Below are 25,515 nucleotides of genomic sequence, written 5' to 3'. Positions count from 1 at the left end.
ACCCTGCACACGAGCACTCTCATGGCTGATAGCACTCTTAAAGCTGGTAACAATGTAACTCCCGTTCGCCGCGCACTCCTAAGCGTATCTGACAAAACCGGCATTGTTGAATTTGCCCGTGGCTTGAGCCAAAACGGTGTAGAGCTACTTTCTACGGGTGGCACGTTTCGCCTGCTGCAAGAAAACAGTATCCCGGTAAAAGAAGTGTCTGAGCACACCGGCTTTCCCGAAATTATGGATGGCCGGGTTAAGACGCTACACCCCAAAATTCACGGCGGCATTCTTGCTCGCCGCGGCCAAGACGACGCTGTGATGGCAGAGAACGATATTACGCCAATCGATATGGTCGTGGTTAACCTATACCCCTTTGCCGCCACCGTAGCCAACCCTGACTGCACGTTAGAAGACGCTATCGAAAACATCGATATTGGCGGACCCACAATGGTGCGCGCCTGCGCAAAAAACCATGCCTTCACGACGATTGTGGTGAACGCGGATGACTATGCACGCGTTCTAGGTGAACTTTCTCACCACAATGGCCAGGTAAGCGCTGAAACCCGCTTTGATCTTGCCGTTAAGGCGTTTGAACATACGGCAGGTTATGACGGTGCCATCGCCGACTATCTAGGCCGCAAAGTACGCAGCGAAGACGCTTCCTTCGCTCGCACTTTCAATCTGCAGTTACATAAAAAGCAGGATATGCGCTACGGGGAAAACCCCCACCAGCAAGCGGCATTTTACGTTGACCCGACCGCAAGCGAACCAAGCGTTGCCACTGCAAAAACACTGCAAGGCAAGCCGCTCTCTTTTAATAATGTGGCTGATACCGATGCCGCCTTTGAGTGCGTAAAAGCGTTTGATGAAACGGCCTGCGTTATCGTCAAACATGCCAACCCCTGTGGCGTAGCCATTGGTGCAAGCACCTTGGAAGCCTACGACAAGGCGTTTGCTACCGACCCCACCAGCGCGTTTGGCGGCATCATCGCCTTCAATGTGGCGCTAGACGCTGCGACCGCACGAGCCATTATCGACCGTCAGTTTGTAGAAGTGATTATTGCACCCGGCGTTAGCAATGAGGCAGCTGCCATTGTGGCGGAAAAACAGAATGTGCGCCTTTTGGATGTTAGCGCTCACTGGCCCGGTGAACAGCAGCCGGCATTTGATTTTAAACGCGTTAATGGCGGCCTGCTGGTGCAGGAACGCGATCAGGGCATGGTGACCCGTGAAGAGTTAACCGTCGTCAGCGAACGTGCGCCCTCTGAACAGGAGCTACGTGACCTAGCGTTTGCTTGGCGAGTGGCTAAATTCGTTAAATCCAACGCCATTGTGTATGCAAAAGCTGGACAAACTGTTGGCGTTGGCGCTGGCCAAATGAGCCGGGTTTACTCAGCTAAAATTGCCGGTATTAAAGCAGCCGATGAAGGGCTCTCGGTTCCTGGCTCAGTCATGGCTTCTGACGCATTCTTTCCCTTCCGCGACGGTATCGACGCCGCCGCTGAAGCAGGCATTACCGCCGTTATTCAGCCCGGTGGCTCAATGCGTGACCAGGAAGTGATTGATGCCGCTAACGAAGCGGGCATTGCGATGGTATTTACCGGTATGCGCCACTTCCGCCACTAAGTACCATCCTTTCTTGTAAAACGAAAACCCCCGTTGGCACGGCGCCAATGGGGGTTTTTTATTTTCATCTTAAAATGACCTGACGAGAGCAGTTAGCCTAGATCAATACAGAGGTATTTAGTTTCCAAATACTCTTCTAAGCCCTGGTGCCCGCCTTCGCGGCCAAGGCCAGAGGCTTTTACCCCACCAAACGGCGCTGCTGCATTGGAAATAAGCCCAGTGTTAATACCCACCATGCCATACTCAAGCGCCTCAGCAACGCGCCATACCCGCGCTAGGTCGCGCGAATAAAAGTAGGACGCTAAGCCATACTCAGTGTCGTTAGCCATTTCGATGGCGGTCTCTTCGTCATCAAACGGAAACACGGCTGCTAGCGGACCGAAGGTTTCTTCATGAGCCACTTTCATTGTATCGGTCGCAAAGCTTATCAGTGTGGGGGTGAAAAAGTTGCCACCTAACGGGTGTGGATGACCGCCCAGCAACAGCTCTGCGCCCTTATCAACCGCATCCTGTACGTGTTCACTGACTTTTTTTACCGCATTTTCGTCAATCAACGGACCGATATTAACACCGGATTTAGTGCCATCCCCTACTCGAAGCTCACTGTTCATCGCCACCGCAAGCTTTTCGCAGAAAGCGTTAATCACGCTGGACTGAACTAGAAAACGGTTCGTACACACACAGGTTTGGCCGGCGTTGCGAAACTTAGCCGACATTGCACCTTCAACCGCAGCATCAAGATCAGCATCTTCAAAAACAATAAACGGTGCGTTACCGCCCAGCTCTAGCGATATTTTTTGAACATGCTCAGCTGCCTGAGCCATCAGCTTACGCCCGACCTCAGTGGAACCCGTAAAGGTAATTTTGCGCACTTTAGGCGACTGCGTCAGTGCTTTGGCTATTTCAGACGCATTACCCGGCACAACGTTGAAAACACCACGTGGTATACCTGCTCGCTCAGCAAGCAGCGCCAGCGCGGTAGCCGAAAATGGTGTTTGGCTGGCAGGCTTGACCACGATAGTACAACCTGCGGCCAGAGCAGCTCCAGCCTTACGCGTTATCATCGCCGCCGGGAAGTTCCACGGTGTAATAGCACCCACTACGCCTACCGGCTGCTTGGTGACCACGATCCGCTGATTAGCCTTAGCTGCAGGGATGGTTTCACCATAAACACGCCTCGCTTCTTCGGCAAACCAGCGCAAAAAACTCGCGGCGTATGCAATCTCGCCTTCTGATTCTTTTACAGGTTTGCCCTGCTCATAGGTCATTAGCAGTGCCAAATCATGCTGGTGCTCAAGCATTAAATCATGCCACTTGAGTAATAGGTCAGCACGCTCCTGAGCGGTTAATGCTCGCCAGGCGGGCAATGCGGTGTCCGCCGCATCAATGGCGCGTTCTGTTTCAGCTTTGCCTAATCGCGGGATATCGCCAACCGGTTCGCCGGTTGCCGGATTAATAACGTTGATCTGCTCACCGCTGTCTGCGGCCACCCAGCTGCCGTCGATATAGGCAAAAGGGCAATACAGCTGTGTCTCTTTCAGCGCTTCCATGACAGACTCCTGACCAAATGATGGCCTCGCAGGCTCATAAACCCCTTCATGCTAAGACGAAAAAGCACATTTGACCAAGTGTTTGGCAACAACGCAGACGCTAGCTCCAAAAAAAGGCACAGAAGCCTGGGGTGAGCACTGCATAACAGCCCACTCAACTAATCAGCGTTAAAAACTCTTGGCGGGTAGCCTGATTAGCACGAAAGCCGCCCAGCATTACCGACGATGTCATGCTTGAATTTTGCTTCTCAACGCCTCGCATCATCATGCATAAGTGGCGCGCCTCAATGACCACGGCAACCCCTCTGGCATGAGTAACTTGCTGCACGGTTTCTGCAATTTCACGGGTAAGGTTTTCCTGAATTTGCATACGCCTTGCAAACATATCAACAATCCGAGCAAATTTAGAAAGCCCAAGCACTTTGCCGTTGGGTAAGTAAGCGATATGACATTTACCAATAAATGGCAGCAGGTGATGCTCACACATCGAGTAGAGTTCGATATCTTTCACCAGTACCATTTCATCGGTCTGAGATTCAAACACTGCGCCATTCACTATTTCTTCGAGCGACTGCCGGTACCCTGCTGTTAAAAACTGCATGGCTTTTGCCGCCCGCTTGGGCGTATCACGTAGCCCTTCACGCTCTGGATTCTCTCCTATAGCAGTAATAATCTGGCGGTAGTTTTGGGCGATGTCGTCAGTCATGTTAAGCCTCATACAAACTGTGCGTACTCTCTTTTAAGCGCTGTTGTCGCGCTTGTGAGTCATGATGCGCACAAACTATTAGTTGCAACCTAATGCTCGTAAACAAATATTTTTAAACAAATACTTACAAGCCGCGTAATACGTTTTCACGCCACTCATATACAAAAATATACCTTAAAATAACCTTTGTACAACTAAAAGCCGCGTCTTGGCTTATTTTAACGTACCTAGCACCACTGTGGCAGAGTGCCGCGCTCCCCCGTTCGTGTCTATTTGAGCTGTGCTATGATTAATCACTATTTTTGCTTTAACCGCAGCGTCAAATCTGAGAGCACTCTACATGTCATTTAAATCAACGTCTTTTTGGTTAACTACCCTAATTGGTTCAGCATTAGCTGCGCCTCTTCAAGCAGCTGATGCCTCTCTGACTCTGCCTAGTGGCGCTAGTATTGGTGTTGAAGTCATTGAAAACCTCCGCCTGAGCGAAGACCAAGCTCGTAAAGCAGATATTTTGTTGCACCCCGCGCCTGTAAATAGCGCCACTCATGAGCTACCCGAGTACTGCATTCTGGTAGCGAATGCACAGTTAAGCGGTAACCGCATCCGGATTACTACCCAAGATGCTACCTGTATTGAAACCGATGATGCCGAAAGCGCTATTTACTCAGGCACCTTCAAAGCCAGCGCCTACTCGGAAGACGGCCAGTACGGGCTAGCGTGCGACGACACAGCGTGCACCCTTAACCCAGGTGATGCATTCATTTTAACGCTTGATGAAAGCGTCAGCATTTCTGCGCAAGACAATCCATCAGCAGAGATTAACGCTGCTCGCCGACAGGCTAATGGCGAAGGCGTCGCCAACCCTATACCTGCTGACCGCCCAGCTCCCAGCGAAGGCAGCAACGCCAATTCAACAGCGGCAGAATAACCTAACAGCTGCTGACCTAGCGCACCTATAAATGACGTGCCTAGGCCAGCCAAATAGGCTTCTCTAGCTGCAAACACTGCTGTTCAAGCTGTCGAATGTGTTGATCCCAATAACCGCTTTCTGCCAACCAGGGAAATGCGCGGGGAAATGCAGGGTCGTCCCAGCGGGAGACCAACCATGCAGTATGGCGAATCAAACGATAAGCTCTTAACGGTTCAATCAGCGACATTTGTTTATGCGGAAACGGCAGCGTCTCTTCGTAACCCTCAACAAGTTCGCTTAATTGCGCGCGCCAGCTATTGGGGTCACTCACCGGTAACAACATCCAAATATCTTGGATAGCCGGCGCCATAATGCAGTCGTCAAGATCAACTAGCGTAAACACCCCGTCCCTACCCAGCACATTCCCTAAATGACAATCGCCATGAGTGCGTATCATCGGCGCGGCCTCAACAGTCCCTCCACCTAGCTGACGAAGAATTTTTTGGATTACCTGCTGGTAGGCACGCCGCTGGTGTTTATTAAGCCACTCGCTTGCTAATACGTGCGCTTCCGCTTCAACAATATCGCGCTCAAAATGCAACTCACGACGGTATTGAAACGCTTTTTTACTCGCCACTTTATGAAGGCTGCCAAGCGCTTCACCCAAAGCAAAAAGATGCGAAGGATTATCTAATTCAGGCGCTTGACCTGCGCATTGAGGGAACAAGGCAAACCGAAACTCTTGAAACTCATGCAGTGAGCGGCCTTGGCTGTCTCTCCATGGAGCAACAACTGGCACATTAGCCTGATATAGCTCCTGCAAGAAATCGTGCTCTTCTTGAATCGCTTCGTTACTCCAACGACCAGGACGATAGAACTTAACTATCCAGCGACCACCCTCATCATCGCGAAACATTAACACACGATTTTCGTAGCTATTAAGCGCAAACGGCTCGCCAGCAGGCCAAACTCCTATGGACTCGGCGGCTGACATCACGAGGTCTGGCGATAGTGCGTTAAATGTATGCGACATAGACCGCTCCTTGGAAAGAAAGCCTCATTCTATCAACTCTTATCCAATGGCGTACGGGCAGCGCTCCATATATCTACTCGCTCAGCACCAGCCTTCAGCGCAGCAATCGCCAACGCGTGCCCAGTGGCCCCCGTTGTTATCACATCATCAATAATCGTCACATGAGATGGGAGTGATGTTGCGACGCTAAAGGCACCCACCATATTTGCCATTCGCTGGCGGCGATTTAATGAGCGCTGTGAAGGCAAATGTTTAATACTTGAGGCGCTAGCAACGGGCAGCGCCAACCGACGCCCCAGTTGGCTGGCTAGCCAATGCGCTTGGTTGAAACCCCGCTCTCGAGCACGAGCAGGAAACATCGGCACTGGCAGCAGTACACTACCTAACGAAGTTGGCGTGTTAGCTAGCATCAGCTCCACTAGTAGATTTCCTGCACGGGGAGAGGCATTAAATTTAAAATCGTGGAGCAACTCTATGACAGGCCCCTGATATAGCAACTCGGCTGTTGTGGCCCTAAAAGCAGGCGGATTCGTTAAACAGTGACCGCATACGGCCTGGAGCTTGTGTAACGGTGTGCTGCTCAGTGGTTCTTTACATTGCAGACACCCAGCACTGTTCCACGGGAGGTCGTTAAAGCACTCCCAGCACCAACCTCTGCCGGCAGCTCCAGGAGCTAGGCAAAAAGCACAATAGCCTGGCAGCCCAACGCGAAGCCATTGGCTTGATTTGACCGCTCTCCTATTAAGCTTGTTATGTAGCCATCGCATCAGATGCATACCCCACCCACGTCACTAGTGAGAGACCACAATACTCAAAGTGTTGACATTAACAAAGAAGCTGTTAATATACGTCTCGTATTCAGCGGATGTGGTGGAATTGGTAGACACGCTAGATTTAGGTTCTAGTGCCGTAAGGTGTGGGAGTTCGAGTCTCCCCATCCGCACCAATTTAAGCTTTAAATCAATTCGGTAGCCATCGGCTGACCGAATTTTTTTTGCTTCTCACTTTTGCCTCTTCTTAATTTTTCTAAGCTACTGACTGAGTCTCACTTTTAGGCTAAGTTAATAGTCATGCTTTTTACCAATGTATTGAGAAGGATCTCATCCAATGGAATGGCTTGACGACAACGCCCAAGCAATATCCGCCGTTGCAAGTGTTTGCACGCTGTTTGTATGGTTATTTTATGCCCAATTACTCTATAACGGCTATGCTCGCCAACGGCGCCCTCGAATCATTATTAATCGGGGTAAAGGAATTGGTACTGAAGCCCTTTGCTTAATCAGTAACATGAGCAATGAAGCTATCTATATTCAACATGTAGTGGCTGTGCTTCACACCCAACAGGGTCGATACTCACTCGACGTAGTGGAGTATCAGCAGCAGAGCGACGAGGATCAAGACGTCAACTATCGCACCCACCAAGGCCCGCTTGCCTCCGGCGACTATCTGCATATTCAGTCATTCGGAAACATCGTGAACCAAGTTAAACAGCACTGGAAAATCGATGATGAAGTGCTGCATGGGCACAATATCCAACTCGACATACGTGTCATTGCTATTTATGGCTCTGAAGACATGCCGGTAGGTGCTTTACGCAGCTTCATCCTTGATCTAGACACAGAACCAAACCGCCAGCTTACGCCAGCCAGCGTGGACACAGTCCGACTCAATGGCCGCAGACAACGCAAGCGAGTTCTGGAATGGGCAAAAGAGATTGAAACCCATAAAGCACAATAGGCTTCACTTTTAAGTCAAGTCACCAATTCACGCTACTATTGAGACCGCTCGATGCAAAAAATAATAACTTACTGCTGGCTTGGCTTATTCACTGTATTAGCGACAAATGCTCATGGTGAAACCAATGCCTATGGCGACGAAGCTGACAGCGACTTACCCGAGTGGGCGGAAGAGCAGGTAGAGCCTTTTCGTGCGCGCGTGGGAAATTGGGTGGATAACACATCACGCAATATTGACTCCTTTTTTGGCGGCGATGAATCAAACTCTGTTAATAATGAATCCTACCTTCGGCTTGGTCAGGAAATTGATTGGATGGAGGGTGAAGGCACCAGCGGTGATGTCAGCATACGTTATCGAATCGACTTACCCACTACCGAAGAGCGGTTGCGCTTAATCATTGAGAGCGACCCAGAAGAGTCACAAGGCACGTTGGCTGATCAAGGCTCAGGACGGTTATATAATGACCAGCGAGACCGACGCTCATCCACGCTTGGCTTAGACTGGCTAGAGAGACGAGACAAGCGTGAGAACTGGAGCAATCGAATTGGCGCGGGCGTTCGCCTACGGATTCCACTTGACCCCTATGTACGCTTTACCAGCGAGAGATTGTGGGGTATAGGCGAGGGCTCCTGGCAGCTTGAATCCTCTAACCGTCTATCGTGGTTTAACAATGAAGGTTACTCAGCGCGCACGCGATGGGATATCGGCCGCCCACTTTCCGACAACCGCCATTTACGCTTTGTCACCACTGTCCAGTGGCGCGAGGAGGAGGATACCCTTGAGTTCAGTGAGATTGCAGAGCTCAATCAGCGCTTAAATAATCGCAGCGCCATGCGCTACTCCGCTATCGCTCTTGGTGAAAGTGCGTCCAACCCTAGAATGACCAATTATTACCTCCAAACCCGTTACCGCCGAGACGTGCATAAGGGCATCTTGTTTGCCGATGTCATCCCGGAGCTACACTTTCAGCGTGAGGTAAACTACGACCCTCGCTGGGCAATGACGCTGCGTCTGGAGATGTACTTCCAGCGGGAAGTTAACCGCGACTATTTCAATTTCTAAGGCTATTTGCTCCTTTTGCTTCTTCTCAAAACGCATTGGCAAGGACCTGCCAATGCGTTTTATTACGGTTGCCATTCAATTAAATCCGCAGACCGCCATCACACTCAATAATGCGCGCCGTGAAGTAATCATTCTCAAAAATAAAAGCAACGCTCTGGGCAATATTATCTGGCTCACCTAACTGCTTTAGCGGCACGCTGGCTGAAATTCTCTCCAGCATATCGGGACGCATTGAGGCTGTCATATCGGTGGCAATAAAACCGGGCGCCACGGTACCCGCACGAATGCCATAGCGGGCAAGCTCCTTACCCCAAGTTACCGTCAGCGCATGAATGCCTGCCTTCGCAGCGGCGTAATTACTTTGCCCCATGTTACCCGCCCGGGAAATACTGGAAATATTGACAATAACGCCTTGATGTCCTGCTTCTACCATTTGTGTCGCTGCCTCACGACCACAAAGGAAGACCCCGGTTAAATTAACATCCAGCACCTTTTGCCATGATGACAACGACATCCGCTTCTCAACCTTGCCATCTTTAGCTTTGATAAGCAGTGCATCGTCAGTGACACCTGCATTATTAACGCAACCACTCACGGGACCCATACGAGTCGCAATGTCAGCGAAGGCCGTTTGAACCGACGCTTCATCGGCAACATTGACCACAAATGCCTGCGCATCAATATGCTGGGACGAAAGCGACGAGACTGCCTCATCAAGCGCTTCAGCACTCATATCGAGTAGCGCCAAACGCGCGCCCTGAGCGCCTAGCCGCTGAGCGGTAGCAAAACCCAAGCCGCGCGCACCGCCAGTAATAGCAATAACTTTATCGGTCAACTGCATGTCACTCTCCTTCAACAAGATACTCTAAAGCACTGGCGTAACAACTTAGCTGTAAAATTAGTCCTAGCTACTTTTACAGCTACCTACACACATGCCTCACTCAGAACAGCCCTCTAGGGTGACTGCTATAAAAAAATTGTGCACTGCAGCATAGAAGAAGCTGCACCAAAAATCGAGTACTTAAAAATCCCTTGCCCATAGCCAAGCTGTTAAAAGCTGCTTGTTTTGTGTATTTCTGCCACCATATCCAGCGATTACGCCTGTTATGGAGCGCATTATGCCCATCCTCTTTTTTATATCGCTATTTACCTTACTCGACTTTGTGCTGCTTTTTTCCGTTGGTAGTCAAATTGGCTTACTGACGACGCTGCTGCTAGTGATTGTTACCGGTTTTGTGGGACTGCATCTTATTCGTAAAGAGGGAGTGTCAACCTTTGCCAGAGCACGTCAGCGAATGCAGGCAGGTGAAATCCCTTCAAATGAGCTACTCACCGGTGCGGCACTAATTTTTGGTGGTGCACTACTGATGGCCCCCGGTTTTCTTTCAGATGCCTTAGGTCTCGCTTGTCTATTGCCTAATGCTCGCCAACTCATGTTAAAAGGGCTTGCTTGGCTAGGGCTTAAAACGGTGCATAAACAGCAGTATCAAGCTAACGCTTCTAACCAGCGGCAAAGCCAACGCCATGATCAAGAGTCAGAGCGCCCGGACGCACCACTTGAAGGCGACTTCATTAGCCGGGACGACGCTTCTCGACGGCACTAAGTGCTTATTAGGCAAGAAAATTGCTAATACGCAAATTTTTTCTTGTCGCCCCCTTGAAAGGTTCTGGGTAGCCCCCACTTTTGAGGCAGCAGACAAATTCGGCGAAAGCATATGCTCTCGCCATTAACATGAAGGCAACGTGCCTTCACTTCTCGCGGCCAACTTGTCCACGAGAGTTCATTTTAAGCTAATAGCCTCAACAGGCTTGACGATACTCAGGAGAACGTGAGCATGAATATCCGTCCTTTGCACGATCGCGTCGTAATCCGCCGCAAAGAAGAAGAGCAGAAAACCGCTGGCGGCATCGTGCTACCGGGTAACGCGCAGGAAAAACCTACGCGCGGCGAAATCCTGGCGGTTGGTAACGGCCGTATTCTTGAAAGCGGCGATGTACGCCCGCTAGACGTTAAAGTTGGCGATACCGTTATTTTTAAAGACGGTTATGGCGTTGAGAAGCAGAAGATCGACGGCGAAGAAGTTCTGATCATGAGCGAAGCCGATATTTTAGCGGTCGTCGAAGGCTAAGCATTGCTGCCGCTAAGCGCCTCGATTATTTACTTTCACATTTTATATTCAATTTAGGAAGTAGCGAATATGTCAGCTAAACAAGTTAAGTTCTCAGATGATGCCCGCAAACGCATGGCGCGTGGTGTTGACGTACTGGCAAATGCAGTAAAAGTCACCCTGGGCCCAAAAGGCCGTAACGTAGTACTGGAAAAGTCGTTTGGCTCTCCGACCGTTACTAAAGACGGTGTTTCTGTTGCCAAAGAGATCGAGCTGAAAGACAAGTTCGAAAACATGGGCGCACAGATGGTAAAAGAAGTTGCTTCACAGACTTCTGACGCTGCGGGTGACGGCACCACCACCGCTACCGTTCTGGCTCAGGCCATTATTGCGGAAGGCCTGAAAGGCGTAACCGCGGGCATGAACCCGATGGATCTTAAGCGCGGTATTGATCAAGCCGTTGCCGCTGCCGTTAAAGAAATCAAGGCGATGTCTGTACCTTGCACCGACACCAAGTCGATTGCCCAGGTAGGCACTATCTCTGCTAACGGTGACAAGCGCATCGGTGAAATCATCGCTGAAGCGATGGAAAAAGTCGGTAAAGAAGGCGTCATCACTGTTGATGAAGGCCGTGGCTTTGAAGACGAGCTGGAAGTCGTTGAAGGCATGCAGTTTGATCGCGGCTACCTCTCGCCCTACTTCGTTACCAACCAGGATACCATGACGGTTGAACTGGAAGATCCTTACATCCTGATAGTGGATAAAAAGATCTCCAACATCCGCGAGCTACTGCCTGTACTAGAAGCGGTTGCTAAACAAGGCAAGCCGCTGGCTATCATCGCTGAAGATATTGAAGGCGAAGCCCTGGCAACGCTGGTTGTGAACAACATGCGCGGTATCGTTAAAGTGGCCGCTGCTAAAGCACCGGGCTTTGGCGACCGTCGCAAATCCATGCTGCAGGATATCGCCATCCTGACTAACGGCACGGTTATCTCCGAAGAAGTAGGCCTGACGCTTGAGCAAGCGAACCTGGATCATCTGGGTACCGCTAAGCGTATGACTATGTCTAAAGAGAACACCACCATCATTGATGGCGCTGGTGCAGAAGGCGATATCGAAGCACGCGTTAACCAGATCCGCGCGCAAATCGAAGAAACCTCTTCTGACTACGACAAAGAGAAGCTGCAAGAGCGCGTTGCCAAACTGGCAGGCGGTGTTGCTGTTATCCGCGTCGGAGCTGCCACCGAAGTAGAAATGAAAGAGAAGAAAGCCCGCGTCGAAGACGCGCTGCACTCTACGCGTGCAGCCGTTGAAGAAGGTGTTGTACCTGGCGGCGGTACTGCACTGGTTCGCGTTATGGCCAAAGTACAAGGCCTGACTGGCGAAAACGAAGACCAGAACCACGGTATCAACATGGCCCTACGCGCTATGCAGTCACCGCTGCGTCAAATCGTTTCTAACGCTGGTGAAGAACCCGCAGTGGTTATCAACCGTGTGAAAGACGAAACCGGCAACTTTGGTTACAACGCACAAACTGGCGAGTTTGGCGACCTGTTCGAAATGGGCGTTCTAGATCCGGCAAAAGTTACCCGTACTGCGCTGCAGTCCGCTGGTTCTGTTGCAGGTCTTATGATCACCACCGAGTGCATGATCGCTGAAGACCCGGAAGAGAAAGATGCCGCGCCTGATATGGGTGGCATGGGCGGAATGGGTGGTATGGGCGGCATGATGTGATGCGACGAGAGTCGCGCAGGTAGCTAGCCTGGCTGGGTTACGTCCCCGGTGAGAGCACTTACTTTAATACAGTAAGTGCCTCACTTTCCAGCAGAAAATAGCCTCTATAAACCCGATATCCGGGCTGAACACCAGCTCGGGTATCGGCGCTCCTTAAGGGAGTATCCGGTCGCGAGTATTGGCTTAAGCCTGTACCCCTCCTATGAAGGATACACGTTGAAGCAGCTTTAAATTTCAAGCTGCGATGCAACGGGGATATCTACGTTTAAAAGAAAGCTAAGCGCCTGCCGGTGTGAAGCTGTGTCTGATGATTGTTCCGCGCTGCCTTGAGCAAAAGTAACTTGTTCATTGCGGTCGAGTGGAACCCGTTGTGCAACCAACGGTAGTCTAGGGATAGTGCGTCGCTGGTAACGGCGGGGTTCGAAGCTTCCTGACAATGTACTCCCCAATTAGGGCTTGTTCTCACCGTGAGGTGGATCAAGGATGCCGCTAGTAGCAAGCGGTTGAGAGGCTAGACTGGGTCATACGGTTAACTTATGTGAACTGCTTACAAGCACCGTCAGCCGCAAGGAGCGCAAGCTACTGATGCGCTCTGACCAAAAGGTAGAAGGCTGGCTATCCCTCTTACATCTGGGGATACGTTGCCACTCAGCCTTCGGTGTATTGGCAGAACCTAAGTGACTCGTGTCATCGACACGGAACTCGGAAACCCTGTATCTCCGCCCTTCGGGCAGGCGAAGAGCAATCAACGCTGTGGGAGGTGCAGGCTTGGGAGGTTGGAAAAAGCGAATACCATCCTGTAACGGGGTGGATAAGGGGTTAAAGGTTCCTCTACCGGAAACGGGGCCCACTTCCAACTGGTCTTTAATCGTGTGATAGCGCTGTAAAGCGTTCTGTCATGCTGATATTACGATATAGGTAGGCGCAGCAAATTAGCGTTCCTACCCTACCCTTGCGGGAGCAAATACACTCCCGCAAGGGATTAATGTATTTGTTCTCCGAGGGTCGTCGTATCGGCATTCGGAGGACAGCAAGATGAGTACGAGCTTTAAGAAAGTACCTGCGTTCTCCCACCCGCCCGAAAGCTGGCATACCATTGATTGGTCTGTCGTCAATAGGCAGGTGAGAGGGCTACAGGTGCGGATCGCGAAGGCGACTCGGGAAAAACGTTGGCGTAAGGTGAAAGCCTTGCAACGACTACTGACCCACTCGTTTGCGGCCAGAGCATCGGCCGTTAGACGTGTTACTGAAAACCGGGGCAAGAAAACGCCCGGTGTTGATGGTGAACTGTGGAGCACTCCACAAGCGAAGTGGTTAGCGTTAAGCAGGCTGAAAAGGAAGGGTTATCGCCCTGCCCCATTAAGGCGTGTTTATATTCCCAAAACGGACGGCTCACGCCGCCCCCTAGGGATACCTACGATGCGGGATCGAGCTATGCAAGCACTGTATTTGCTGGCGCTTGAACCCGTGTCGGAAACGGTCGCTGATCGTAATAGCTATGGATTTCGCCCCTGGCGCTCAACGGCTGATGCGATAGAGCAATGCTTTGTCAATTTGAGTCGTAAGCACTCTGCTGAATGGGTGCTGGAGGGAGATATCAAGGGGTGCTTTGACAATATCAGTCACGATTGGCTGCTGGCTAATGTCCCGATGGACAAGCAAGTGCTCAAAAAGTGGCTGAAATCGGGATTCATGGAGTCCAAACAACTGTATCCGACAGAGGCAGGAACGCCCCAGGGCGGGATCATCTCTCCGGTATTAGCCAACTTGGCGCTTGATGGGCTGGAAAAAGTGTTGGAATCCCACTTTGGGAAGAAAAACACCAAAGCCAGCTACAAGACCAAAGTTAATTATGTGCGTTACGCCGATGATTTCATCATTACGGGCATCTCAAAAGAGCTGTTAGAAAATGATGTGTTGCCCATCGTTTCTGCCTTTATGGCAGAGCGGGGGTTAACGTTGTCGGCCAGCAAGACAGTGGTGACGCACATTACAGAAGGATTTGATTTTCTTGGGCAGAATCTGCGGAAGTACAACGGCAAGCTGTTGATTAAGCCTAGCCGTCAGAACCTGCAGCGACACCTGAGAAAACTCAAGGCCATCGTCAGACGCAACTGCATGTCGCGACAGGACATCTTGATTCGCCAGCTTAATCCCGTACTACTGGGATGGGCGAATTATCATCGTCACGTAGTGGCTAAGGAAACGTTTGGCTATGTGGACTACCGTGTTTGGAAACTCTTGTGGCGCTGGAGCTGTCGGCGTCACGGTAATCGTCAAAAGCGCTGGGTGAAAAAGAAGTATTTTCATTCCGTCAAAAGCGAGAACTGGGTTTTCCAAAGTACCTTATTACCCGGCAAGCCTGTAAGGTTGTTGAGCAGTAAGGATATCCCGATTGTGCGCCATACTAAGATAAGGGCGGAAGCGAACCCTTATGACCCTAGAGACGAGCAATATTTCGAGGACAGGTTGGAACGTTCTTGGAAAGCGTCGACGAAAGGTCGTAAGAAACTGCAAACGCTCTGGACTCGGCAAGGCAAACGCTGCCCGATGTGCCGTAGTGTTATCACCTGGGAAACCGGGTGGAATATTCACCATGTGGTGGAACGGCATAAGGGTGGGGGTAACGAGCTGAGTAACTTGGTGTTGCTGCATCCTAACTGTCATCGTCAGTGGCACGCTCAACAGGAGAACAGTGTCGCCGGCCTTTCACTTGAGAGGCTTATAAAGGCTTGAGCCGTATGCGGGGAAACTCGCACGTACGGTTCTTAGGGGGCGGCGGTGCAGTAATGCACTGCTGCTACCCGACATGCACCCCTGAGCCTATCGCTCTGACGATCAACGTCGTAAAGAACCCCGCCAAGTGCGGGGTTCTTTTATTTTAACAAGCCGGAAAGGCCAACACCTCCTCGCCTCTGCTCAAGCGTCAAAGCGTGCTACCATCAGAGCCTTTCTTTGGCAGCTTCTAGGTCTTTATTACCGTGCTTTCTAATATCCGCATCGTGCTGGTGCAAACCTTTCATCCTGGAAATATTGGCGCCACTGCCCGAGCGATGAAAACCATGGGGTTAACCGAGCTAGTTCTGGTCAATCCACGGGCTTTTCCCGATGAAGAAGCAACGCGCCTTGCGGCAGGCGCCACGGATGTCCTGGAAAATGCCCGTTGTGTCGGCTCGCTTGAGGAGGCGGTGATCGACTGCGTTCAAATCGTCGGCGCCAGCGCAAGGCTACGTAGTTTACCGCTACCACATTACGATGAACCTGATGAAATGGCCCAGCACGTGATTGAAAACGCTGCGCATGCACCGGTTGCATTGGTGTTTGGACGCGAACGCTCAGGACTTACCAACGACGAGATCCGTTGCTGCACGCACCAGGTCAGTATTCCGGCTAACCCAGAGTACGGCATCTTAAACCTTTCTCAAGCGGTACAAATTTTAGCCTATGAAGCACACCGTGCTTGGCGTAAGCGAGACAGTAGCGACTTTGCCTACCAACGCCCACTAGAGGCCACCCCTCCAAGTCGCGAGCAGTTTATATACTTTCAGGAGCACCTTGGCCGCTTGATGCAACAAAGTGGCTTTCTTACCCAGCCCCATGCCCGCACAGAAGAGCAGCTGCAAGCGCTATTCGCTCGCGCCCAGCCCAGCCGTAAAGAGCTTTCTCTGCTACGCGGCCTGCTAAGTGCTTTTGAAACGCACTTACCCAAACAGTAGCAACGATAGCTTCTGGCACACTACAAAAAAAGGCAGCTCATCGCTGCCCTTTCCACTATTTATTTTCCACTACGTATTTCACGATTCACCGCAGCTAACGCGGTAAATATCACTCTCATTTATAACGACATGGCGGCCAGCCAGCCAAACGCGATCAGCGGAATATTATAGTGCAAAAAAGTCGGCACCACGCTGTCCCACATGTGGTCGTGCTGGCCATCGACGTTTAAGCCCGACGTTGGCCCTAAGGTGGAATCCGAGGCAGGCGAGCCGGCATCCCCCAATGCTGCAGCGGTACCCACCAGCACTACGGTCGCCATGGGCGAGAAACCAAACTGGACAGCCAGTGGCACGAAAATAGCCGCAATAATCGGAATAGTAGAAAACGAAGAACCAATACCCAGCGTGATAAAAAGGCCTACCAGCAGCATCACCAAGGCAGCTAGCCCACGGTTATCGCCAAACAGCTCGAAAGCACCCTCTACCAGAGACTCGATATCGCCGGTGGTTTTCATTACTTCGGCAAAGCCAGCCGCTGAAATCATAATAAAACCGATCAGCGCCATCATCCGCATACCGCTAGTGAACAGGTCATCCGCCTCACGCCACTTAAAAATACCGCCTAACGAGAGCAAGCCGATACCCACTAGCCCACCAACAATCATTGAGCCTGTATAAAGCTGTAAACCCAGCGCCGCCACAATAGCGACACCCGACATAATCAGCCCCAGCGCATGGGGTTTGGCCGGTGTCGGTGCCTGCTGATGGGTGCTGGCTACCAGCGCTTTATTGGCGTAGTTGCGCTGGTGACGGTAGCTAAACAACAGCGCCACCAACAGCCCCAGAGCCATACCACCCACGGGTATCGCCATCGCCATTGGTACCATGCCTCGGGTGATTTCTAAACCTAGCGGCTCACCAGCGCTGTTGAGATTAGCCAGCAAAATATCGTTCAAAAAAATGGCGCCAAAACCGACGGGTAGCAGCATATAGGGCGCCGTTAAACCAAAGGTGAGCGCACAGGCGACAGCGCGACGGTCAAGCTGAAGTCTGTTCATTACAGTAAGTAGCGGAGGAATGAGGACCGGAATAAATGCAATATGCACCGGAATCGCGTTCTGCGACGAAATAGCCACCAGCAGCACCGCTACTAACAGCAGCATTTTTACCCGCGCCTGGTGAACCACTGAAGCTTCTTTGCCCAACATCGTTATGAGTTGGTTAGCTAACATGTCGGGTAACCCCGAGCGAGAAATCGCCACGGCAAATGCCCCCAGCGTTGCATAGGCTAGCGCTACTTGAGCACCGCCACCGACGCCATCGTTAAAGGCGCTAAGCGTTTCATCAAGCGACAAACCACCTATTACTCCCCCAACTAACGCGCCAACTACCAGCGCAAATACAACAGACACGCGTAAAAGCGACAGTGTCACCATCACCAGCACTGCAATAATTACTGCATTCATGGAAATACCCAGAGCTATTGGAAGGTCGTTAACGCAAAAGGTGGCAAATATTACCAGAACACAGCTAGATAAGCAGGCTAAACATAGAGTGAGAACAAGGAAACACACGTCCTTTACAGTCGCTGCAAAGAGATAACGCCCTCGCCTAAAATATTGGACTTTAGTCTAACCACCATTGCTGCTTTGCAACATGACACCTAATATTCCACCTTCCGCCTATTATTCAATAGCCACTAATTTAGATTTTTTTAGAAAACCTATCAGGAGCCAGCATGGGCATGCTTGCAATTATTATTTCCCTATTATCACTGATGTTTCTCGCCTACCGAGGCATATCAGTTCTGCTCCTGGCACCGCTTATGGCCTCCTTGGCGGTACTGCTATCGGGAGATGCCGCTTTTTTGCTGCCCATCTACACTGATACGTTCATGAAGGCACTGGGCAACTACGTTATTCAGTTTTTTCCGCTATTTTTGCTCGGAGCACTCTTTGGCCAATTGATGGCAGACTCAGGTGCCGCTCAATCAATCTCAAATGGCATCGTTAAACGTTTAGGCACTCATCATGTAGTACTAACCGTGGTCATTGCCTGCGCTGTGCTTACGTATGGCGGCGTATCACTATTTGTGGTGGCATTTGCGATTTATCCCATTAGCCGCGAGCTGTTTCGCCAAGCCAATGTGCCTAAGCGGCTGATACCTGCTTCTATCGCCCTTGGCTCCTTTACGTTCACCATGACGGCGTTGCCAGGTACGCCAGCCATTCAAAACGCGATTCCTATTCCCTATTTTGGGACTAATAGCTTTGCGGCTCCCGGCTTAGGCATCATTGCTGGCCTTATTATGCTGAGCCTTGGGATTTACTACCTGCAGTCGCGCGTCAAAAAAGCAGCAGCAAACAACGAAGGTTACGGCAAGCATACCGAGCGCGAGGCCAACCCAGCCGAGGACACCGCCGAAATGGCTTCAATGCCGTTGTTGGTGGCGTTAATACCGCTGGTAATGGTGATTGGCTTAAACGCCCTGTTCACCTACGGCGTTTTTCCCGCGATGGATCTCAGCTACATTAGCGACACGTTCGAAGATGTTACGCCTAGCCGGCAAACAGGACTTTGGGCGATTTTGATCGCTTTGCTGAGCGCGTCTGCCTGGCTGATTATTAGTCACTGGCGCCGCTGGGAAAATCTTAAAGAGACAATTAATAAAGGCTGTTTTGGCTCATTATTGCCTATCTTCAATACCGCTTCTGAAGTGGGTTACGGAGCGGTCATTGCAAGCCTGGCAGGCTTTGTGATCATTCGCGATGCAGTGCTAAATGTCTCTCCGGGTAACCCGTTGGTTTCCGAAGCCCTGGCTATGAGCGTGCTGGCAGGCATCACTGGTTCCTCTTCGGGCGGGCTCTCTATTGCCCTAGAAACCCTAGGCAGCGAGTACCTAGCCATGGCCGAACAGGCGGGTATCAGCCCAGAACTAATGCACCGAGTAGCAACGCTTTCTGCAGGGGGGATGGACACCCTCCCCCACTCTGGCGCGGTTATTACCCTTCTGGCCATTTGTGGCTTAACGCACCGCCAATCGTACGGTAACTTGGCCATGGTAACCATTGTGCTACCTATCGCGGCACTGGTGAGCGTTATCACCCTAGGCACACTATTTGGTAGCTTCTAAACCTTAGCAACCCATGCGATGGTAAGTCAGCTAACAGCCGTTCAAATATGCTCACCGATGGGCGATTGAACCTAAGCCAAAAATAACGAGACCCAATATGGCGACTTCAAAGCAAAAAACACTGCTTTTCATTCTGCTGGCAAGCTTCGTTATCTCCACCGCCATGGGGCTTCGCCATGGATTCGGGCTTTTTATTGAGCCCATGAGCAGTGATTTTGGCTGGGGTCGGGGAGTGTTTGCTTTTGCGCTAGCCGTACAGAACCTCATCTGGGGGCTTTCCCAGCCTTTTACGGGCGCGCTTGCTGATCGCTTTGGTGCAGCAAGAATTATTGTGGTTGGCGGTATTCTCTACGTGCTTGGCCTGTGCTTTATGAGCCTTTCCACCAGTGCGCTGGGCATGACGTTAAGCGCGGGCTTGCTTATCGGCCTTGGCCTTTCGGGAACAACGTTTTCAGTTATTCTGGGGGCAGTAGGTCGTGCGGTAGCACCCGAAAAACGCAGTATGGCCATGGGGCTCGTGAGCGCGGCGGGGTCATTTGGCCAATTTGCCATGCTGCCCGGAACATTAGGGCTCATTGAGTGGCTAGGTTGGGCCGCGGCACTATTAGCCATGGGCGCCATCGCAGCCTTTATGATTCCATTGGGTGCAATGCTAAAGGATAGCCCCACGCCTAAATCTTTAGGTGATTTAAGCTTGCGCGGGGCGCTTAACGAAGCCGCTGGTCAGAAAGGCTTTTGGCTACTCTGCCTAGGCTTTTTTGTGTGTGGCTTTCAGGTTGTGTTTATCGCGGTTCACCTTCCCGGCTATCTTTTTGATAACGGCCTTTCGATACAAATAGGTACGACGGTACTCGCACTGGTAGGCCTGTTTAATATAGTCGGCACATACATGGCGGGCTGGTTAGGCGGTATATGGTCTAAACCGCGCCTTCTTAGCTGGCTTTATCTCGTTCGTGGCGCGATTATTGCGGCGTTTATTGTACTGCCCTTAAGTTCCACCAGTGCTTATCTATTCGGCATCGCGATGGGGCTACTGTGGCTCTCAACCGTTCCACTCACCAATGGGATTGTGGCCTCAGTGTTTGGCGTCCGCCATTTATCAATGCTGGGTGGTATTGTGTTCCTGTTTCACCAATTAGGTTCATTTATGGGCGTTTGGTTGGGCGGTTATATGTACGACCTCACGGGGCATTACAATACCGTATGGCAAATTGCGATTATACTCTCACTGGTCGCCGCTGCTTTACACTGGTTTATTAGCGAAAAGCCCCTTGCCCGTCCGACTCACACACAGGTGACCCCATGAAAAGCACCGCAACGTTAGCTGCTCTGCTTTTAGTGGCCTCGTTTGCAGCGGGCGGGATTGCGCTTGCCTGGTGGGGCTGGCAAACGCTGGATGGCTCACTACTCCTCTTGGGCAGTCGACTGTGTTGAATACTGACGCATAAACTGCGCGCAGTACCATGCCATCATCCGCGCCTCATCGGTGGGAATTACCCAAGCACCTACCGGGCTGTCCGCTGGCGAAATGCAATGTGCATTGCTGTCATTTGCATCACTATCCAATGCTATCCCCAGCCAAGCACACTGCCTCACCACCTGCTCGCGAACATAGGCGGCGTTTTCACCAACGCCAGCGGTGAAAATAAGCTGATCCAGCCCACCCAAGGCGGCGGCTAGACTGCCTATTTCCCGGGCGATTCGGTAAGCATAAAGCGATAGTGCCTCTTCAGCCTCTGGTGCATCGCTTTCCAGCAGCTCTCGGACATCGCCACTGATACCCGAAACACCGAGCAGCCCTGAACGCTTATAAAGCATTGTTTCGACTTCTTCAGGCGTCATTCCCTCTTGCTGGATAAGATGTAACACCAAGCCAGGGTCGACGCTGCCTGAGCGTGTGCCCATGGGTAGCCCTTCTAGCGCAGTAAATCCCATTGTCGATGCCACGCTGCGCTTATTCTGCAGTGCACATAGGCTAGCCCCATTGCCTAAATGAGCGACAATTACGCGCTTTTTACTCGCCTCCTCAGGTAGGTAATTATCCAGCACACGGCTAATGTAGTCATACGAGAGGCCGTGGAAACCGTACCGAATCAGCCCTTTTTGAGTAAGCTCACGCGGCAAGGCAAAATGTCGCGCAACGTTAGGCTGCTCAGCATGAAACGCCGTGTCGAAACAAGCAATTTGGGCCACCTCTGGATAGCGCTGCATTAAATGCATGATGGGCGCCAGCCCATGGGGCTGATGCAGCGGCGCCAAACTATTTAGCCCACCTAGCACATCTAGGTGCTCTGCTGTCACCTTAATAGGCGCTTGGTAGTCACGCCCACCGTGCACAACCCGGTGACCAATCACCGCTATTGAACCGTTTTTATCGGCTTCCAGCCACGCCATTAACGATGACAGCGCTTCCCCGTGGCTAGTTGATGGCGCCAGACCATTAAGCGATAGGTCGTTCCCCTGGGCATCGTTTAAGTGGACGGCTTCACGCCCACGACTACCGATGCCAGAAAAATGTCCTTCAACCTTCAGCGTTAGCGCATCAAGGGTCAGCGGCGCTTCATTATGCGCTAGGTAAAGCCCAAATTTGATGCTTGAGGAGCCACTATTGATCACCATTATTTGCATAAAACCTTACTCACCCTTTGATACGTTACTCTGCTGTTGCTGATAGTCGGCCAGCAGTAGCGCTAATGCACAGGAAGCCATACGCGTTAACGCATCATCAGCACGACTCGTCAACACAATCGGCACCCTGGCGCCGACCACAAGCCCAGCCCCCGTAGCATCAGCAAGATAGCTTAGTTGTTTCATTAGCATGTTGGCGGCTTCTAAGTCCGGCGCTAATAAAATATCTGCCCGCCCTGCCACAGGAGAATGAATACCTTTGGTTTTGGCTGCCGCTTCCGATATGGCATTATCAAACGCCAGGGGGCCATCCAGCGTCGCGCCTGTAATTTGGCCCCTATCCGCCATTTTGCACAGTGCCGCCGCATCGAGTGTCGACATAATATTTGGGTTAATGGTTTCTACCGCCGAAAGAATCGCCACTTTGGGATTGTCGTTACCCAGCGTGTGGGCGAGCTCTACCGCATTTTGGATAATGTCGCGTTTTTGTTCCAAGGTAGGGTAAATAGTAATGGCAGCATCGGTAATGAATAAGGGCCGCGGGTAAGTGGGTACATCAAATGCCATGACATGGCTCAGGCAGCGCTCGGTGCGCAGTCCTCCTTCACGCTTAACTACCTCGTGAAGGAGTTCGCTAGTAGGCAGAGACCCTTTCATTAGCGCATCTACTTGGCCATCCTGTGCCAACGCCACCGCTTTGGCTGCGGCGGCATGGCTATGAGGGGTATCGATTAGCTCGAACGCGCTAATATCAACCTCGGCCGCGTTTGCCGCTGCCTCAATTTTAGCTCTAGGGCCAACCAGCACAGGCACGATTAACCGCTGCGCGGCAGACTCCACCGCCCCTCTTATAGAGCTTTCATCCACAGGATGAACCACGGCCATACGCAATGGGTCAGGGTGATCGGCGGCGGTAAGTATTTCATGAAGCCGCCCACGTTCAGAAAGTCGGATGGCCGGAAGCTCTGCCCGGGGGCGACGGATTTTTTGAGTAGGCGCAAGCACCTCCGCTTCACCCTCAATCACAATGTCGCCATGCTGATTTCGACATTCACAGGCAAATATTACGTGATGGTTACGTGACTGCTTGTTTGTTACCCTAACCGCCACATGAAGCACATCACCCAAGCGAACAGGCGCTCTAAAGCGCAGCGTTTGGCCTAAATATATAGTGCCTGGCCCAGGCAACTCAGTGCCCAGCACGGTGGAGATAAGCGCACCGCCCCACATCCCGTGGGCGACCACTTCTTGAAAACGGCTTCTTTTCGCGTAGTCATCGTCCACATGCGACGGGTTGATATCTCCCGACATAATGGCAAACAGTTTGATATCATCCATGGTCAAGCGCTTTTCCAAGAACGCCCTGTCACCCACTTTTATTTCGTCAAACGTACGATTTTCAATCACATCGCTGGAATGTGCGGACATTAACCGGCTCCCTGCATTGGAATGTAGTATCGAGGACGCACGTAAAAGAGCCAGGCAAGCGGCGCGTTACCCCCCTGTGCGATTGCTGCCCCACTAGATTGTAGTTATCAATAACCCAATCAACACGATTTAATCATGAGCAGGATCAAGACAACGACATAACGCTCTGAGTAAACTACCTAAATAACGCTACTTAAGACAAAAACCTCATGGATCCCTGATGAATTTCTTACTCTCTTTCTCACACCAACTGAGAGATAGCCTACGCGATCTGGCGCCTGTCGTATTAGTCATGGGCTTTTTTCAGCTGATAGTGATTCGGCAGCCCTTGCCCGACACGCTAGCGCTACTTGATCTCTTTTTAGGGCTTGTTTTTGTTGTCGTAGGGCTAGCCCTTTTCATCAAAGGGCTTGAGCTTGGCCTCTTTCCACTAGGTGAAAATTTAGCACGCGCATTTGTGCAAAAAGGCTCCGTAGCGTGGCTATTGGTGTTTGCTTTTGCTTTGGGCTTTGGCTCAACCGTGGCAGAGCCTGCGCTTATTGCAGTCGCCGCGCGGGCTGGGGAAGTCGTGTCACAAAGCGGCTTAATTGCTGATACACCCAGCGCGCAAACCTCTTTTGCCTTTACGCTTCGCATGGTGGTCGCGGCCTCCGTGGGAACAGCCGTTGTTGTGGGGGTGTTAAGAATTTTTAAAGGCTGGCCACTGCACCTGATGATTATAGCGGGCTATGTCATTGTGATGCTGCTAACGCTAGTGGCACCCAGCGAACTAGTAGGTATCGCCTATGACTCCGGTGGCGTTACGACGTCTACTATTACCGTACCGTTAGTGACCGCGCTAGGCGTAGGTTTGGCATCCTCAATTAAGGGGCGAAACCCAATGCTTGACGGCTTTGGTCTTATCGCCTTTGCTTCGGTGATGCCAATTATTTTTGTACTGCTATTTGGCATTTTTGGCTTGAGCTTTATGGAAGGCGCCTCATGAGTTTACTCCTTACGTTTTGGGAAACACTGCGCGATATTTTGCCGATAGCTGCCATTATCTTTGGCTTTCAGTATCTTGTTATTCGTAAACCCGTTAAGCGCCTTCCCCAGGTACTAGCAGGCTTTCTAATGGTCTGGGTAGGGCTATCGCTTTTTTTGGTGGGGTTAGAACAAGCGCTTTTCCCCATGGGTGAGTTAATGGCAAGTCAGTTAACCGAGGCTAGCTTCCTACCTGCTGTTGCAGAGGGCGCCCAGCGCCACTGGAGCGATTACTACTGGGTCTATCTATTCGCGTTTGCGATCGGTGCCAGCACAACGATTGCAGAACCATCGCTCATTGCTGTTTCCATTAAAGCAGGTGAAATATCAGGCGGAACTATCAATCCATTAATGTTACGCATTGCTGTGGCTCTAGGCATGGCGTTTGGTATTACCTTGGGTGCCTGGCGAATTGTCATGGGCTGGCCGCTACAATGGTTCGTGCTGGTGGCTTACTGCTTGGTGATCCTGCAAACACTTCGCTCACCACGCTCTATTATACCGCTTGCATTTGACTCAGGCGGTGTTACCACATCGACCATTACTGTGCCTATTATCGCGGCGCTTGGGCTGGGGTTAGCCTCATCAATCCCGGGCCGTAGCGCGTTAATGGACGGCTTTGGGATGATCGCTCTTGCCTGCTTATTCCCTATCATTACGGTAATGGGCTATGCCCAGATAGCCCAATGGCAAGACAACAGAAAACGGCCTGCCGCAAATACGCCAGGGAATAGCACTCAAGAAAGTAAAGGAGACAGCAATGCGCTTTAAATTGATTGTAGCGATGGTTGAAGATGAATTAAGCGACAATATTCTGCAGGCCGCCCGTGACGCTGGCGCTACAGGTGCTACCGTGATCAACAATGCCCGAGGCGAAGGGCTGAAAAAAGCGCGGGGCATTTTTGGTATGGAGATAACTGCCCAGCGAGATGTGCTGCTTTTTTTAGCCGAAGAGCATATCAGTCGACATATATTGGAAGCTATTCAACGGGTTGGCGAATTTGATGAAACGCCGGGCACCGGCATTGCGTTTCAAATCGATGTTGAAGATGCCGTTGGCGTTAAGCATCAAATCAAATCACTGTCAAAGTCGTTAACTCAGCCTTTATAACGCGTAAGGAATTTAC

At 51.3% G+C, this 25,515-nt stretch carries 22 protein-coding genes and 1 tRNA gene; 15 read left to right on the top strand and 8 right to left on the bottom strand.

The window, feature by feature from the left end; translation table 11 throughout:
* Positions 1–21: 21 nt before the first annotated feature.
* On the top strand, positions 22–1,620 hold the full coding sequence (locus BB497_11845) for a bifunctional phosphoribosylaminoimidazolecarboxamide formyltransferase/IMP cyclohydrolase (GenBank protein ID AVI63339.1): 1,599 nt from the start codon (positions 22–24) through the stop codon (positions 1,618–1,620).
* Between the two features lie 92 nt (positions 1,621–1,712).
* Here the strand turns inward: BB497_11845 and gabD are convergent, their stop codons facing one another.
* Positions 1,713–3,170, bottom strand: a complete 1,458-nt coding sequence (gabD, locus tag BB497_11840; protein AVI63338.1) for a succinate-semialdehyde dehydrogenase (NADP(+)) — start codon at positions 3,168–3,170, stop codon at positions 1,713–1,715.
* Positions 3,171–3,324: 154 nt separating this feature from the next.
* Positions 3,325–3,876, bottom strand: a complete 552-nt coding sequence (locus tag BB497_11835; GenBank protein AVI63337.1) for a GTP cyclohydrolase I FolE — start codon at positions 3,874–3,876, stop codon at positions 3,325–3,327.
* A gap of 340 nt (positions 3,877–4,216) precedes the next feature.
* Between BB497_11835 and BB497_11830 the strand changes: the two genes are divergently transcribed.
* On the top strand, positions 4,217–4,804 hold the full coding sequence (locus BB497_11830; GenBank protein ID AVI63336.1) for a hypothetical protein: 588 nt from the start codon (positions 4,217–4,219) through the stop codon (positions 4,802–4,804).
* A 40-nt stretch (positions 4,805–4,844) separates the two neighbouring features.
* On the opposite strand, the gene BB497_11825 is transcribed toward BB497_11830, so the two are convergent.
* Positions 4,845–5,819, bottom strand: coding sequence for a stress response serine/threonine protein kinase YihE (locus BB497_11825; protein ID AVI63335.1), 975 nt, complete (start codon positions 5,817–5,819; stop codon positions 4,845–4,847).
* Between the two features lie 32 nt (positions 5,820–5,851).
* The gene (locus BB497_11820; GenBank protein AVI63334.1) at positions 5,852–6,595 is read right to left on the bottom strand and encodes an amidophosphoribosyltransferase; all 744 of its coding nucleotides are present in this window, start codon (positions 6,593–6,595) and stop codon (positions 5,852–5,854) included.
* 85 nt (positions 6,596–6,680) lie between these two features.
* Between BB497_11820 and BB497_11815 the strand changes: the two genes are divergently transcribed.
* The 3 genes from BB497_11815 to BB497_11805 all read left to right on the top strand — a co-directional run bounded on the left by BB497_11815 (position 6,681) and on the right by BB497_11805 (position 8,618).
* Positions 6,681–6,765: transfer RNA gene (locus BB497_11815), tRNA-Leu, on the top strand.
* A gap of 161 nt (positions 6,766–6,926) precedes the next feature.
* Entirely contained in the window at positions 6,927–7,556 is a 630-nt protein-coding gene (locus tag BB497_11810) for a hypothetical protein (protein AVI63333.1), read from the top strand.
* 51 nt (positions 7,557–7,607) lie between these two features.
* Positions 7,608–8,618, top strand: a complete 1,011-nt coding sequence (locus BB497_11805) for a hypothetical protein (protein AVI63332.1) — start codon at positions 7,608–7,610, stop codon at positions 8,616–8,618.
* Positions 8,619–8,697: 79 nt separating this feature from the next.
* Here the strand turns inward: BB497_11805 and fabG are convergent, their stop codons facing one another.
* Positions 8,698–9,459, bottom strand: a complete 762-nt coding sequence (gene fabG / locus BB497_11800) for a 3-oxoacyl-ACP reductase (GenBank protein AVI63331.1) — start codon at positions 9,457–9,459, stop codon at positions 8,698–8,700.
* Positions 9,460–9,736: 277 nt separating this feature from the next.
* Between fabG and BB497_11795 the strand changes: the two genes are divergently transcribed.
* The 5 genes from BB497_11795 (at position 9,737) to BB497_11775 (ending at position 16,176) form a co-directional block, all read left to right on the top strand.
* Positions 9,737–10,222, top strand: coding sequence for an exlusion protein FxsA (locus BB497_11795; protein AVI63330.1), 486 nt, complete (start codon positions 9,737–9,739; stop codon positions 10,220–10,222).
* Positions 10,223–10,453: 231 nt separating this feature from the next.
* Positions 10,454–10,747: a co-chaperone GroES gene (gene groES / locus BB497_11790; GenBank protein ID AVI63329.1), complete on the top strand. Its 294-nt coding sequence runs from the start codon at positions 10,454–10,456 to the stop codon at positions 10,745–10,747.
* A 69-nt stretch (positions 10,748–10,816) separates the two neighbouring features.
* Positions 10,817–12,460: a chaperonin GroL gene (locus BB497_11785; GenBank protein AVI63328.1), complete on the top strand. Its 1,644-nt coding sequence runs from the start codon at positions 10,817–10,819 to the stop codon at positions 12,458–12,460.
* Positions 12,461–13,495: 1,035 nt separating this feature from the next.
* On the top strand, positions 13,496–15,196 hold the full coding sequence (locus tag BB497_11780) for a group II intron reverse transcriptase/maturase (protein ID AVI63327.1): 1,701 nt from the start codon (positions 13,496–13,498) through the stop codon (positions 15,194–15,196).
* A gap of 245 nt (positions 15,197–15,441) precedes the next feature.
* Positions 15,442–16,176 (top strand): RNA methyltransferase, encoded by a 735-nt coding sequence (locus tag BB497_11775; protein AVI63326.1) that lies wholly within the window; start codon positions 15,442–15,444, stop codon positions 16,174–16,176.
* 119 nt (positions 16,177–16,295) lie between these two features.
* On the opposite strand, the gene BB497_11770 is transcribed toward BB497_11775, so the two are convergent.
* Complete coding sequence (locus tag BB497_11770; protein AVI63325.1) at positions 16,296–17,642, bottom strand: sodium:proton antiporter; 1,347 nt, start codon at positions 17,640–17,642, stop codon at positions 16,296–16,298.
* 272 nt (positions 17,643–17,914) lie between these two features.
* Between BB497_11770 and BB497_11765 the strand changes: the two genes are divergently transcribed.
* Both BB497_11765 and BB497_11760 read left to right on the top strand, forming a co-directional pair.
* A complete protein-coding gene (locus BB497_11765) occupies positions 17,915–19,309 on the top strand; it encodes a citrate transporter (protein ID AVI63324.1) in 1,395 nt (464 codons plus the stop codon).
* Between the two features lie 97 nt (positions 19,310–19,406).
* Entirely contained in the window at positions 19,407–20,615 is a 1,209-nt protein-coding gene (locus BB497_11760; protein ID AVI63323.1) for an MFS transporter, read from the top strand.
* 98 nt (positions 20,616–20,713) lie between these two features.
* On the opposite strand, the gene BB497_11755 is transcribed toward BB497_11760, so the two are convergent.
* Positions 20,714–21,937 (bottom strand): acetate kinase, encoded by a 1,224-nt coding sequence (locus tag BB497_11755; GenBank protein AVI63322.1) that lies wholly within the window; start codon positions 21,935–21,937, stop codon positions 20,714–20,716.
* 6 nt (positions 21,938–21,943) lie between these two features.
* Positions 21,944–23,365 (bottom strand): enoyl-CoA hydratase, encoded by a 1,422-nt coding sequence (locus BB497_11750; GenBank protein ID AVI63321.1) that lies wholly within the window; start codon positions 23,363–23,365, stop codon positions 21,944–21,946.
* Positions 23,366–23,585: 220 nt separating this feature from the next.
* Here BB497_11750 and BB497_11745 point away from each other — a divergent pair, with 220 nt between their 5' ends.
* From BB497_11745 to BB497_11735, 3 genes are read left to right on the top strand one after another with little or no spacing between them, the layout of a single operon-like run.
* Positions 23,586–24,350 carry a hypothetical protein gene (locus BB497_11745; GenBank protein ID AVI63320.1) on the top strand — a complete coding sequence of 255 codons (765 nt, stop codon included), beginning with the start codon at positions 23,586–23,588 and terminating at the stop codon, positions 24,348–24,350.
* Complete coding sequence (locus BB497_11740) at positions 24,347–25,159, top strand: hypothetical protein (protein AVI63319.1); 813 nt, start codon at positions 24,347–24,349, stop codon at positions 25,157–25,159. The genes BB497_11745 and BB497_11740 overlap by 4 nt, the downstream gene beginning before the upstream one ends.
* Entirely contained in the window at positions 25,149–25,499 is a 351-nt protein-coding gene (locus BB497_11735; GenBank protein AVI63318.1) for a transcriptional regulator, read from the top strand. Before BB497_11740 ends, BB497_11735 begins: the two co-directional genes overlap by 11 nt.
* Positions 25,500–25,515 lie beyond the last annotated feature (16 nt).

It is taken from the genome of Halomonas sp. GFAJ-1 (genome assembly GCA_002966495.1).
GTDB lineage: Bacteria > Pseudomonadota > Gammaproteobacteria > Pseudomonadales > Halomonadaceae > Vreelandella.
The sequence above is the reverse complement of the archived record's forward strand: the minus strand, read 5'-3'. Positions and strand labels throughout refer to the sequence as shown.

Coding starts and splice junctions, on each gene's coding strand:
- BB497_11845 (AVI63339.1), top strand. CDS start 22: ATGGCTGATAGCACTCTTAAAGCTGGTAACAATGTAACTCCCGTTCGC.
- gabD (AVI63338.1), bottom strand. CDS start 3,170: ATGGAAGCGCTGAAAGAGACACAGCTGTATTGCCCTTTTGCCTATATC.
- BB497_11835 (AVI63337.1), bottom strand. CDS start 3,876: ATGACTGACGACATCGCCCAAAACTACCGCCAGATTATTACTGCTATA.
- BB497_11830 (AVI63336.1), top strand. CDS start 4,217: ATGTCATTTAAATCAACGTCTTTTTGGTTAACTACCCTAATTGGTTCA.
- BB497_11825 (AVI63335.1), bottom strand. CDS start 5,819: ATGTCGCATACATTTAACGCACTATCGCCAGACCTCGTGATGTCAGCC.
- BB497_11820 (AVI63334.1), bottom strand. CDS start 6,595: ATGCATCTGATGCGATGGCTACATAACAAGCTTAATAGGAGAGCGGTC.
- BB497_11810 (AVI63333.1), top strand. CDS start 6,927: ATGGAATGGCTTGACGACAACGCCCAAGCAATATCCGCCGTTGCAAGT.
- BB497_11805 (AVI63332.1), top strand. CDS start 7,608: ATGCAAAAAATAATAACTTACTGCTGGCTTGGCTTATTCACTGTATTA.
- fabG (AVI63331.1), bottom strand. CDS start 9,459: ATGCAGTTGACCGATAAAGTTATTGCTATTACTGGCGGTGCGCGCGGC.
- BB497_11795 (AVI63330.1), top strand. CDS start 9,737: ATGCCCATCCTCTTTTTTATATCGCTATTTACCTTACTCGACTTTGTG.
- groES (AVI63329.1), top strand. CDS start 10,454: ATGAATATCCGTCCTTTGCACGATCGCGTCGTAATCCGCCGCAAAGAA.
- BB497_11785 (AVI63328.1), top strand. CDS start 10,817: ATGTCAGCTAAACAAGTTAAGTTCTCAGATGATGCCCGCAAACGCATG.
- BB497_11780 (AVI63327.1), top strand. CDS start 13,496: ATGAGTACGAGCTTTAAGAAAGTACCTGCGTTCTCCCACCCGCCCGAA.
- BB497_11770 (AVI63325.1), bottom strand. CDS start 17,642: ATGAATGCAGTAATTATTGCAGTGCTGGTGATGGTGACACTGTCGCTT.
- BB497_11765 (AVI63324.1), top strand. CDS start 17,915: ATGGGCATGCTTGCAATTATTATTTCCCTATTATCACTGATGTTTCTC.
- BB497_11760 (AVI63323.1), top strand. CDS start 19,407: ATGGCGACTTCAAAGCAAAAAACACTGCTTTTCATTCTGCTGGCAAGC.
- BB497_11755 (AVI63322.1), bottom strand. CDS start 21,937: ATGCAAATAATGGTGATCAATAGTGGCTCCTCAAGCATCAAATTTGGG.
- BB497_11750 (AVI63321.1), bottom strand. CDS start 23,365: ATGTCCGCACATTCCAGCGATGTGATTGAAAATCGTACGTTTGACGAA.
- BB497_11745 (AVI63320.1), top strand. CDS start 23,586: ATGAATTTCTTACTCTCTTTCTCACACCAACTGAGAGATAGCCTACGC.
- BB497_11740 (AVI63319.1), top strand. CDS start 24,347: ATGAGTTTACTCCTTACGTTTTGGGAAACACTGCGCGATATTTTGCCG.
- BB497_11735 (AVI63318.1), top strand. CDS start 25,149: ATGCGCTTTAAATTGATTGTAGCGATGGTTGAAGATGAATTAAGCGAC.